The sequence below is a fragment of the Komagataeibacter medellinensis NBRC 3288 genome (assembly GCF_000182745.2).
Taxonomy (GTDB): domain Bacteria; phylum Pseudomonadota; class Alphaproteobacteria; order Acetobacterales; family Acetobacteraceae; genus Komagataeibacter; species Komagataeibacter medellinensis.
The window spans coordinates 3,096,724-3,108,973 of the sequence record NC_016027.1 but is presented as its reverse complement, the minus strand read 5'-3'; the positions used below and the strand labels follow the sequence as shown (position 1 = coordinate 3,108,973).

Genomic DNA, 12,250 nt, shown 5'->3' with positions numbered 1-12,250 from the left:
CATTGCAAACATGGCCACTCCCAAATCATTGTAATGCGACTTTCCCCGTTCTGTTGGCTCGACGGGCCTCTCCCTAGCCAGAGAAGGAAAAGCCCAATAGTACCGTATTGCTTGTAAACGTCGAAAGGCGTCCGGGGATGTTCAGATAATTCACGTTTCCGCCCGATGTAGCGTTATTGACATAGTTATAGGTAAGGGACGCACGGATATGGCGATCAATGTTCCAGAAGACCGATCCGCCGAAATGGATCTGCTTTTGCAGCCGACTGCCCGTCAGTGTTGTGGTGGCATCGGCAAGCTGTGTTGCGGACTGGGTATCACTCTCCCCGAACTCGCCATAAGCGCGCAGGAATACGTTATGGCGCAGTTCATGGTCCCATTGCAGGCGCACGTCGGTAATGACCTGGTTACGGGCAAAGGGGGTTTCGGGGTCGCTCAGGTGGCGGCCTGCCGTCAGGTTGACCGTATCGATCCTGCGCGGCATCCACGATACATTGACCTCAAACGTAGGCGTGCTGACCGGCGGGCTGTAGCCATTGGCGAAGCTGCGCGTCTCACCACCCACCAGCAGGCGATACTGCCAGACCTGCCCGCTGCGAAAATCCACCCCGACAAACCCCGCCCCATCGGCATAGTTGTTGGTCGATGCCTGGACCGCCGCATCATACTGGGCGGCGGAACCGCGCAGCACAACAACAGCCGAGTTGCCCGGCGAGAACGCGAAGCGCGAGGTCAGCGACCCCGTTTCCACCTTGTGGCTGATGGTGCCGTAATCAATGGAAATCGGCCCCGGTGCGGTCCCGAACGAAAAGTCCTGATAATCGAAGGCGGGGATGAGGCTGAAGCGCCCGAACACCTTGGTATAGGTCAGGCGCCCGTCATTGACCTGGTAGGGCACGGGATAGACCACGCCGTACACACCCAGATTGGTTGCGGAAAGGTGATACTGATAATGCGAAAAAGCAGCGCTGAGCGTGTCATGCCCCAGGTTGAGCGATCCACCAATGCTGCCATGCCAGTTGGTGTAGCTGGCAATGGACTGGGTGGGATAGCGGTGATCATCCATCCCCACCGAAGCCCCCAGCGCATGCCGGCGCCAGCGTGAATTGGCGCTGACATTGGCCGAAGTCTGCACTGCCGGGCTACCCGAACCAGGAATACCCAGCGTGTTGGTGTTGTAGCCCACGTTTTCCGATGCCGTCGGGCGCAAAAGCCAGCTGCCCAGTCCGATGCCGTCGCTCTGCTGGCCCATCATCTGGCGGGTCACAACCGAGCCGGTCATGTCCGTGGCATACCCCGGCACATCAGAAGGAAAAAGCTGCTGGATCAACTGTGCATGCGCCTTGCCCGCATGCAGCCCAATCCCCAGCACCATTACACCGACGGGTCCCCACGACAGACAACGCCCCACCGTGCCGTTGCACCGCAACTGCCTGACCTTCATACTGCATCCTAACCTGTGATCGTAACACGGGGATTCCCCCCCGCCCGCTGGACAAACCGGTGCACGATATCATGCAAGCCCGGGTCCAGCCGGTATGCAGCAAAAGCCATGGCAAGTCCCGCTACCGTGGCTGCACAGGCAGAGACCACAAGGCTCATGGGAACCAGCAGACTCAAGATCAATGCCCCTGTCATGATTATCATTCCCGGCACAAGCCGCCAAGTCTGCCTGGAAAGGCAATCCGACAGGAGATAAAGGGCAATTAAATTAATTGTGACCCGTAATGTCCACGCAGCGGCCGCACCGGGCAGTCCCCACCATTTGATGAACAGCCACAGCACGCAGAAGAAAGGCAGGATCTCCACCATCGAGACCTTGGCCGTGACATGCGGCCGCCCCTGTCCCTGAATCAGCCCGTATGGCAGGAAAGCAATGCCGTTGGTCCAGGCCCCGAACATCAGGATCTCGGCCACAGGGCGCGAGACATCGGCAAAATTCCCGCCCACCCACATATGCAAGAACGCCCCGGAAAACAGGATACCGGGCGCGCAGATCATGCCAAACCCGTAGGTGAGCGAGGCCGTGGCCCGGCGGGTCAGGTCAACCGCCTCCGCCCGGTTGGCGCGCGACAGGCGGGGAAACAGCGTCCGGGCAAGCGCCGTGGCCACCACCTGCGAGCGCATGGCCAGATTCATGGGCACCGTGTACTGCCCCACCGATGTCACCCCCAGCGTCGCACCGATGATAAGCTGGTTGGATGTATCGAGCAGCGGGTTGATCAGGCTGGAAATACTGACCCATGACCCGTAGCCCAGCAGGCGCTTGAGCCATGTCACGTCATAATCCAGCGGGCGGATCGGCCATTCCAGTGTAATGACCACACAATAGGACAGCATGATCATACCCAGCCGTGACAGCACGATGGCCGGAAGGACAACCGTAAGCTGCGGCCCCCACAGATAGATGCAGATCAGCGGAATGATCTGCCCCGCCATGGTGGTGCTGGAATTGAGCATGTTGGACAGCAGAAAGCGCTCGCGCGATTCCAGCGCCCCCGTGGCCACGCCATTGATCATACCCAGCGGCAGCATGACCGCCATCCATGGATAGGCGTGGCGGGTTTCAGCCAGCAGGTCAGGCGGAATGCGTACGAAGTGCATCAGCACCACATCACCGATGGGGTACAGGATCAGCCCCCCCAGCGCGCCAAGGCCGAGGTTGCTGTAAAAGGCCGTCATCAGCACGGGTGAACGCTCGCGCGCCGTGGCATGACCCAGTTGCGCCAACGCATTGGCCGAAGCCCGCGACAGGCCGAAATCAAGGAACCCCAGGTATCCCAACAGGATCCATGATATCGCGACAATACCGTACCGGTCCGTGCCAATCAGGTGCAGGTAGAAGGGCACCGTGCCCAGCGAGACGATAATGGGGAAAATGGAACCGAAGACGTTGAAGAGGAAATTGGTGGAAAATTTGCTCTGTGCCATTACTCCGCCCCTGCTGTAACCATGGCGGACCGGGGCCGGGAGCGGCCAAGGACCTGCTGGTAGACACGCACATATTCCTGGGCCACGCTGTTCCAGTCGTACCGGCTGGCCACATCCATGTTGCGTGCCCGCATCGTGTCCGCCGTTTGGGGCAGGGAGGCGGCAAGGGCTTCCACATCCCGCGTGCCGGGTGCCAGATCATCAGGGTTGATCATCACCCCCACCGCCCCCTGCTGCATGAGGCGGACAAACGGGGTAATCGTGCTCAGGATCGGCACAAGGCCAGCCGACATGGCCTCGACCGCCGCCAGTCCGAAGCCTTCATGCGCGGAAAGGCAGCCAAAGAAACTGGCCTCCCCCATCAGGTCGCGCAGTTCCGCATCACCAGGCCCGGATACGATCCGCAGGCTGTCCGCAATGCCACAGGCACGGGCCTGCGCGCGCAGGTCATCGGCAGTCAGGTTGGAATCCTGTCCCGCCACAATCAGGTTCCACTTCGGGTTGTCACGCCGCAGGCGTGCGACAAGTTCAAATAGCAGGTTCAGCCGCTTGTGGATGGCAAACCGACCGAAGGCAAGGATGGTATGGTTGGGTGTGCGCGACGCCGCATCGCGGAAGCGGGTCTGGTTAATACCGTTCTCGATTGTCTGCAGCCGGCCTCTGGCAACCTTGCTGAACATGTCGGCATCGCTGTAGCTGCACGCCACGATGCGCGAATAGGCACGGACCGAGATGGGGGTAATGGTGCGAAACCAGATCTCTTTCACCCGCCGCAGCGCCCCGGTGTGGAAAAAGCCGCCATGAGTGGAAGCGATCATGGTCTTGCGATGAAATGGCCATGTCCAGGCCAGGAAATCAAAGAAGAAGTCGATCGCGTGTACATGCAGCAGATCAAAATCACGGATATGGCGCAGCACTTCGGGTGCAAGCGGGTAACGTGTAGAGCCACGCCACGCAATGCGGGTAACGGGTATGTCATCGACCATATCACGATGCGGCAGCTTTCCGGGACGACCAAAAACGCTGTCGAGTGTCAGCACCTGGGCATCCACCCCCAGATTCTGGCGCTGGCTGCGCGCAAGGTTAAGCACAGAATCTTCCAACCCACCGACAGAGGGACTGAACTGACGGCAAATATGCAGGATCTTCAATTTTTCATCCCCCTCGTTCATTTCTCGTCAAAACGGTTCAGGATCTTGATATCCCGGTTGCCGTAGCTGTAGCCCATCACGTCCATGGCGTTGTCCTCCACCATGGTAGCCACCACGCCAGCCAGTGGCGCGCCACTGGTTTCCAGTCGCTCAAGGCAGGCCATGACGGCCCGCTGTGTCGTGCTCTTCCATCGGCACACAAAGATCACCTGATCGGACATGTTGGCGTGCACCAGCGCATCGCTCAGCCCCAGCAGCGGCGGACAGTCGATGATGATCAATTCATACGACCGCTTGAGTTCCACCAGCATGGCGCGCAGGCGGCGGATCTCGACAGGGCTGAAGGCATGTTCCATCGTGCGCCCGGCGGGAATGTAGTCAAAGCCGGTATCGGGGTCGGTGCGTATGACATCCTCCACCCGCGCGCCGGTAGTCACAAGGTCGCTCATGCCCAGAGAGGGACGGCCGGTTGTCACATCAGTCAGATACTGGTCAAGCATCCCGCGCCGGTGGTCCGCATCGATCACCAGCACCTTCTGCCCCCCCCGGCGGGCGACGGTGGCCATCCACAGCGCCAGCGTGCTCTTGCCTTCTTCCGGCCCGGCCGAGGTAATGGCAAGGCAGAGCGGCTGACCCCCGTCATGCACCCGCATGGACAGTTGCATGACCAGACTGCGCACCGCTTCCGTGGCGCGGGAATAGGGGTGGTCGATCACATGCCGCCGCACGCCCTGCTCGGTACGGGCGCGCACCTTGGGTATCACGGCCATAAGGGGCAGCGGTACGGCGGCGCGCAGGCGCTCGATCTCGGTAAAGCCCGCAGTAAAGTAATCACGCAGCAGCACGATGCCAGCACCCGCGGCAAGGGCCACGGCCACAAGACCCATGCCGATTTTCTTGCGGTTGGGGAAGCTGGGCACATCAGGAGCCGAAGCATGCGAGACAAGCGAAATGGGCGGCTGCAGCAGGGCTGCGCGGTCAACCACTTCCTTGGCATGTTCAAGGAAGGTTTCATATACCGTGCGCGCACTCTGCGCTTCCTGGTCCAGCGTGCGGTATTCGGCCTGGGGCGCGCTCTGCCCACCTGCCTTCTGGCGCAGCAGGTCAAGGTTCTCATTCAGCCGGTCCACTTCCGCCCTGGCGGAAATCTGGTCTTCGCGAATGGAGTTCAGCGCCGCCTGTGTCTCGGCCGCAAGGCTTGCGCGCGTGACGGCAATCTGCTGGTCCAGCGCACGCAGGCGTGGATGCTGCGGGCCATAGGTTGCGGCTTCCTCCTGCCGTGTGCTCTGCAACTGCATGAGCGCATTGGCGGTGCTGACAAGGAGCGGCTCCTGCGATAGGGCAACTGCCGCTCGCGCATCCCCGCGTGAGGCGGCGTCACGCAGCGCGTCAGCTCGTGCCTGGGCTGCGGCAAGGCGTCCCTGCGCCTGGCTGAGATTGGCTGCCGTATCAGCAATCTGGCGTTCGATCAGCGGGCTGGACGTGCTGCCCTCACTGGTGTTGGTCAGGCCATGGGCGGTATCGAAGGCATTGGCCTTTTCCACCGCATCCATCCAGCGCTGGCGCAGTTCGGCTGTGCGGCTGTCCAGCCAGGCGGCCACGCGGTTGATGTCCGCCGTCTGGCGCGCAAGGGCCAGGCGCTGGTAATTCGTCACCACCGCATCCGCCAGGGCGGCGGCGCGCGCGGCATCGCCATCGACCACGTTGATGTCGAGGATCTGGGTATGGGCCTCGGGTATGACGGTCAGGTTGTTGAGGAAGGCATCCTCATCCCGCGCATGCTGCACGGCCGGATCGACCTGTTGCTGCGCGCGGCACAGGAAACCGGCCCCCATGTGGCACAGCCTGTCCCGTATACCGACATGCTGGGCCGCAGCCGGTGGGGGCAGTTGCGCCAGAACGGCGGCGGCCACATTGCGCGAATGAATCATCGCCGCCTCGGTCTGGACCAGCGAGTCATCCGGCGGGGCCTGGTTCTGCTGCTGGCCATTGGGGGCCAGTGGGTCCTGCTGCGCGCGGCCAGACACCACAACCGTGGCGGTGGCTGTATAGCGCGGTTTGAGCGTGAGCATGACCGCCGCCCCCGCAACAAGCACGCCAAGCACAGTCATTACAAAAAGGAAGCGGTGCCGCAGGAAGGCCCGCAGCGTCTGGCGTATGACAAGACCCATGTCCTGCGCTGTCCATGACATTGAAGTGGCCCGTCCCTGTAAGGAAACATAATTCATGCCGATTACCCCGCCAGCTTGCGCGAGAGGGACGATGCTGCCCCGCCACGGCCCTTACGCAACAAGTAAACAAGAACGTAAAAACCAAATACAGGCAGCCCCAGCAGGTAACGCCGCCACAGCCTGCGTGGTTCACGCACCAGACGCACAAGCCATTCAAGCCCCATGTTCGCCACCCACCGGGGCGGGCGGTGCACATGCCCCGCCGCATGGTCCACCAAGGCGCCTGCCGTCAGCATCACACCTGTGGGAATATGGTCCATATTATCGCGCAGCCAGCTTTCCTGGCGTGGCATGCCCATGGTCAGCAGAATGATGTCGGGCCGGGTTTCCAGCACGCGCTCAAGCAGTTGTATTGATTCACGCGAACCGGGAGTCTGGTCAAAAAAGCCATGCTGGGTGCCTGCCGTGCGCACACCATAGCGTGCGGAGAACGCACGGGCCGCGTCCTCCACCACACCCGGCTTGCCCCCGATCCAGAAGACAGATGCATCCCCCCCCAGCCGTGACAGGACGGGACCGATCCATTCCGGTGGTGTAGTGCGCGGCAGGCGCCGGCCGGTCAGCACCATTGCGGCAAGCTGCACCCCTGCCCCGTCACAAAAAGCAATATCAGCCCGCCGGAACAGGGTACGCAGCCAGCCCTGGCCCTGCGACACGACGGCCATATGGGCATTGGCATTGACGATGACCATTTTCTGTCGTGCCCGCACGGCACTGATCACACGTTCTATGATCTCATCACGCGAGATGTCACTCAGGGGCAGGCCCATGACATCGACCACCGTGTTGTCCACCTTTATTTCAGTATTTGCGTTCATTTTGAATACACCGTTCATCATCTGGAGAAATTGAGAAATCAGAATGCATTCCGGCTGAAAATTTCGCGCTTCACGGTCAGGAAAATGATCTTGATATCCAGCCAGATCGACCAGGCGCGTATGTATTCAAGATCCAGCACGACACGGCGGCACAGATCATCGCGCGTGACCAGTTCACCGCGCGACCCGTTGATCTGCGCCCAACCTGTAATGCCGGGTTGCACCCGGTGGCGGGCTACGTATTCTTCCATTGCCTCATGCAGGAGTTGGCCGCCAGCGCGTGTCTGCGGTGCGTGCGGGCGTGGGCCGACAAGCGACATCTCGCCACGCAGCACATTAAAAAGCTGGGGCAGTTCATCAATGCTCAGCCTGCGGATCCACCTGCCTACGCGCGTCACCCGCGGGTCGGTGCGCGATGTCTGGCGTGCCGCATCCCGGTCAGCCATGTCGGTATACATGGAGCGGAACTTAAACACGTTAAAGTAAAGATTGTTGTATCCCTGACGCGGCTGGCAGAACAGGATCGGCCCGCGAGAGTCCAGCTTGATTGCCACCGCCACCACAAGTAGTACGGGAGAAAGCGCCACCAGCAGCAGCGTGCCGACCGTAATGTCAAAGGCACGCTTCTGCATCATATCCCATTCGCTCAGGGGGCGGCGCTGCAGCACGGTCAGCGAGAACGGCCCGAAGCGTTCAACCGGCCAACCGTGGCAGTCATCCGTCATCAGTGTCGGCACAACATAGACATCAGCCAGCATGCCGCGCAGCCGCCACAGTTCATCCATGACATGCTGCTGTCCACCTTCATCAGGCGAGAAGTTCATGATGACGGCATCGATCCCCTCCTCGCGCGCACGCACGACAAGGTCTTCCACTGTGCCATCAACCTTGCCACCTCCGTCATCAAACAGGCCGATAAGGCGGAATGTGCGCTGCATGCGGGTATTGATGCGCGCGGCCATCCGGTGCGCCTGCGGACCAGCCCCGATGATGGCGACCCGGCACGCCAGGCGGCGGGCTATGGCATCCGTATGCAGAAGGTATGTACCCACGATACGTTCCGCCGCCAGCATGATCGCAACAAACACCAGCCACTCGCCCCCCCTGCCCAACGCCGCCCCCATGGGCCAGGACAGCAGGAGCAGAACGGTACAAAAAATTGCCGCACCAAAAAGCATGGGCGGCAGCAGGTAGCGCAACTGGGCGGAGAACCGTGTTACATCAGGGATGTCAAGAAGCGGGACATTGCGTGGAAACAGCAGGAACCCACCAGCCGCCATGATATTGGCCAGCACGAACTCACCGGACAGTTCGGGCATGTCATACATGCGCTGCCAGGCAATGTATGCCATGACAGCAACACACACACAGACCGCATCCGACAGGATCACAATCTGCGGAAGGAGGGGATGACGGTATGAAAAGCTGTTGTCATCAACCTGACGCCCCATATGCGGGCGCCTGATCGTACTTTCACCTACCGCAGATAACGACAGGTCGGGTTCGCCGTTTTTCAACTGCCTGAGTGCCTCGCTCATCTTGAAACATCTCCTGTCGACGCGGAATACGACCTGACGCCGGATTAAGGCTTTGCCCGTCATTTTCCGCACTGCACAATCAAGTGCGAAAAAACCTCCACTTTTATTGTTGTTATCCCAGACTCGAAAATACCTGGTCCGGTCAGGCAATACTCTGCCTGTTTTGGGGCCAAAATATGTCACGCCTACAATACAGAAACATAAACTGGCCCATCACGATGGTTTCATAAAAAATTAACCAGATTTGATGAACGTTATTGTAGTGAAACGAGATTCCTCGCACACATCCTGACTTTCTGCCATATTCAGTCCATTCAATTCATTATGGACCAAAGGGGCGCACCCTACGCTGTTACTGTCGGCCGTATGTATCCTCGAAGCGGACGATATCGTCCTCCCCCAGATAAGGACCGGACTGGACCTCGATCAGGGTCAAGGGAATACGGCCTGGGTTTTCAAGTCGGTGCATACACCCTAACGGCAGATAGACACTTTCGTTTTCCTGTAACAGAAGATTTTCCTCGTCCCGTGTGACCATTGCGGTACCGCTGACAACAACCCAGTGTTCCGCCCGATGGAAATGCTTCTGCAGCGACAGCTTCTGCCCCGGATACACCACGATCCGCTTGACCTGGAAACGCTCGCCCTGGATCAGCCCTTCATAAAAACCCCATGGCCGGTAACAACGATTGTGAATTTCAGCCTCGGGCCTGCGACTGGCCTTCAGTTGCGCCACCAGTGCCGATACGTCCTGCGCGTAATCACGATGAATGGCCAGCACCGCATCGGATGTGACAATCAGCGCCACATCCGTCAGCCCCGCCACAGCGGTCAGCATGCCTTCGCTACGAACGTAACAGTTATGCGACTGCTCAAGCACGACATCACCAACCGCCACATTGCCCCGCACGTCCTTGTCACCCAGTTCCCACAGCGCGTTCCAGTTGCCCACATGCGTCCAGCCCAGATCGGCCGGGATGACAACCGCACGGTCCGTGCGTTCCATGACCACGTAATCAATGCTGACATTGGGGCAGCGCAGAAAGGATTCCGTATCAAGGCGGCGAAAGGTAAGGTCATTCTGGCTATGCTCAAGAGATGCGCGTACGCATTCCAAAATAGTGGGTTCATGTCGCTCCAGTTCCGCCAGCATGACCGATGCCTGAACCATGAGCATGCCTGAATTCCACAGATAACCGCCTTCCTTCAACATTTCCGTCGCACGCAGGCGGTCGGGCTTTTCAATAAAGCTGACCACGCGCTGCACATCCGTACTGTCACCATCGGGGTATAGCGGGCCATCACTGCGGATGTAGCCATAGCCGGTCTCGGGTGAATCAGGCTGGATACCGAATGTCACGATATAACCCGCACGCGCGGCCTGGACGCCTTTTTCCAGTGCGGCCGCCAGGCGTTCGAGGTGACGGAAGGAGGCATCGGCCGCCATGATCCACAGCAGGGTATCGGGGTCTTCGTCTGCCGCCAGCAGGGCAGCCGCGGCAATGGCGGCAGCCGTGTTGCGCGCGGCGGGTTCAAGGATGATACGCCCGTCCTCGCAGCCATTCTCGCGCAGTTGTTCGGCCACGAGAAAACGGTGGTCCTGGTTACAAACCACAATCGGGGGCGCGAACGCTTCACCCGTGGCACGCTGCAATGTCTCGCCAATCATGGTGTGCGCAGAAGTCAGCGCCCAGAACTGCTTGGGGTGGCTTGCACGCGAAACGGGCCATAGGCGCGTACCCGTCCCGCCTGATAGGATAACAGGGATAATGGCGCGCCTTTCGGGCTGGACGGAAGGAATGTGTACATCCGTTACTGTCATAAAAGTCATGGATCGCAACTCCGTCATGTATGTTTCATGGTATGCGTATCCGCAGCCGTGGCCACGCAACGGTAGATCTCGTGCCAGCCATTCCTGCCGGGGAGGAACATAGGCCTATTTTTTTTGTCAAGAATGTGGTGTGCAAACATATTTTTGTCGTGTTCATGCCGTTGTGTAAGGTCCGCATGACATATTCCGCGTTACGGAACATGCAGCCATCATTGCTGTGAGTTTTCTTAAAACCGATTTGAAAGCCATGGGTTTGCGCCTGTTATGGACAACAGGCCGCGAGATACAATCAGGGAGGTCCAGGTGCGAATTGCTATGATCGGTGGAGGCTACGTTGGGTTGGTCTCCGGTACGTGCTTTGCTGAATTCGGTACGGATGTTGCCATTGTTGAAACCAACCCCGACCGACTGGCCGCCCTGCGGGAAGGGCGTATACCGATTTACGAACCCGGCCTTGACCGCCTGGTAGCGGAAAATGTGGAAGCCGGGCGTCTGACCTTTGGTGATGACATGGCCGCCGCCGTAAGGGGGGCGGACGCCGTATTTGTTGCAGTGGGCACGCCTTCACGCCGGGGCGATGGGCAGGCCGATACAAGTTACGTCTATGCCGCAGTCGAACAAGTTGCCCGTGTGGCGGAGGGCTATACTGTCATTGTAACAAAATCGACAGTACCGGTAGGCACCGGGCGTGAAATTGCACGTATTGTGCGTGAAACACGGCCGGACCTGGATTTCGATGTTGCATCCAATCCGGAATTCCTGCGTGAAGGAAATGCCATTGTCGATTTCATGAAACCTGACCGTGTAGTGATCGGCACAGACCAGAACAAGCCCGGCGGAACGCAGCGCGCTCAGGATATCCTGCGCAAGCTCTATCGCCCGCTTTACCTGCTGGAACGGCCGATTGTCTTTACCGGCCTCGAAACGGCCGAACTGATCAAATACGCCGCCAATTCGTTCCTTGCGATGAAGATTACCTTCATCAATGAAATTTCGGATCTGTGTGAAAAAGTGGGGGCGGATGTGAACGATGTTGCCCGCTCCATCGGGCTGGACGGGCGTATCGGCAAGAAGTTCCTGCACCCCAGCCCAGGCTTTGGCGGTTCGTGCTTCCCCAAGGATACCCGCGCGCTGACGGCCATCGGTCGCAATGCCGGTTCTCCGGTACGGCTGATCGAGACCACGGTCTCGGTCAACGAACAGCGCATGAAGAATATGGGCGAGCGGATCATCGCCTTTGCCGATGGTGACGTAAAGGGACTTACGATCGGTGTGCTGGGACTGACCTTCAAGCCCGAGACCGATGACATGCGGGAGGCTGCCTCCATTGTCGTGCTGGACCAACTGGACAAGGCGGGTGCGCATATCCGTGCCTTCGACCCTGCTGGCATGCAGACTGCGCGACCGGTTCTGCCCAAGTCGGTTACTTACTGTAAGGATGCCATGGATGCGCTGGAAGGTGCCGACATTCTTGTGGTGCTGACGGAGTGGAATGAATTCCGCTCCTTTGCCCCTGAAAAGATCAAGCGACAGATGAAGGGCCGCAAGATTGCGGACCTGCGCAATATCTGGGACCCGCAGACACTCAAGGAAGCGGGTTTTGACTACATCTCACTTGGCCGCCCCGATGTGGTGGCGGCTTCCTGAACATGCACCTAACCCGGGTCATGCCTGCATGGCCCGGGTTTATTGAAGAGCATATAACGAAAGGGGCGGCCCATTATAATGGGCCGCCCCACGCACGTCATGG

The 12,250-nt window shown here is 59.4% G+C and carries 8 protein-coding genes; 1 reads left to right on the top strand and 7 read right to left on the bottom strand.

Annotated elements, in window-relative coordinates; genetic code table 11:
* Nucleotides 1–73 precede the first annotated feature (73 nt).
* From GLX_RS14395 to GLX_RS14365, 7 genes are all read right to left on the bottom strand, one after another.
* Complete coding sequence (locus GLX_RS14395) at nucleotides 74–1,375, bottom strand: outer membrane beta-barrel protein (protein WP_148268686.1); 1,302 nt, start codon at nucleotides 1,373–1,375, stop codon at nucleotides 74–76.
* 77 nt (nucleotides 1,376–1,452) lie between these two features.
* Nucleotides 1,453–2,931, bottom strand: coding sequence for an oligosaccharide flippase family protein (locus tag GLX_RS14390; protein ID WP_014106685.1), 1,479 nt, complete (start codon nucleotides 2,929–2,931; stop codon nucleotides 1,453–1,455).
* Complete coding sequence (locus GLX_RS14385) at nucleotides 2,931–4,082, bottom strand: glycosyltransferase family 4 protein (protein ID WP_041247912.1); 1,152 nt, start codon at nucleotides 4,080–4,082, stop codon at nucleotides 2,931–2,933. The genes GLX_RS14390 and GLX_RS14385 overlap by 1 nt, the downstream gene beginning before the upstream one ends.
* A gap of 17 nt (nucleotides 4,083–4,099) precedes the next feature.
* Nucleotides 4,100–6,310 carry a GumC family protein gene (locus GLX_RS14380; RefSeq protein WP_014106683.1) on the bottom strand — a complete coding sequence of 737 codons (2,211 nt, stop codon included), beginning with the start codon at nucleotides 6,308–6,310 and terminating at the stop codon, nucleotides 4,100–4,102.
* Between the two features lie 5 nt (nucleotides 6,311–6,315).
* Nucleotides 6,316–7,131 carry a WecB/TagA/CpsF family glycosyltransferase gene (locus GLX_RS14375; RefSeq protein WP_193360650.1) on the bottom strand — a complete coding sequence of 272 codons (816 nt, stop codon included), beginning with the start codon at nucleotides 7,129–7,131 and terminating at the stop codon, nucleotides 6,316–6,318.
* Nucleotides 7,132–7,169: 38 nt separating this feature from the next.
* Complete coding sequence (locus tag GLX_RS14370; RefSeq protein WP_231850354.1) at nucleotides 7,170–8,669, bottom strand: sugar transferase; 1,500 nt, start codon at nucleotides 8,667–8,669, stop codon at nucleotides 7,170–7,172.
* A gap of 352 nt (nucleotides 8,670–9,021) precedes the next feature.
* The gene (locus GLX_RS14365) at nucleotides 9,022–10,500 is read right to left on the bottom strand and encodes a mannose-1-phosphate guanylyltransferase/mannose-6-phosphate isomerase (RefSeq protein ID WP_041247471.1); all 1,479 of its coding nucleotides are present in this window, start codon (nucleotides 10,498–10,500) and stop codon (nucleotides 9,022–9,024) included.
* Nucleotides 10,501–10,815: 315 nt separating this feature from the next.
* On the opposite strand from GLX_RS14365, the gene GLX_RS14360 reads away from it, so the two are divergent.
* Nucleotides 10,816–12,147, top strand: coding sequence for a UDP-glucose dehydrogenase family protein (locus tag GLX_RS14360; protein ID WP_041247470.1), 1,332 nt, complete (start codon nucleotides 10,816–10,818; stop codon nucleotides 12,145–12,147).
* Nucleotides 12,148–12,250 lie beyond the last annotated feature (103 nt).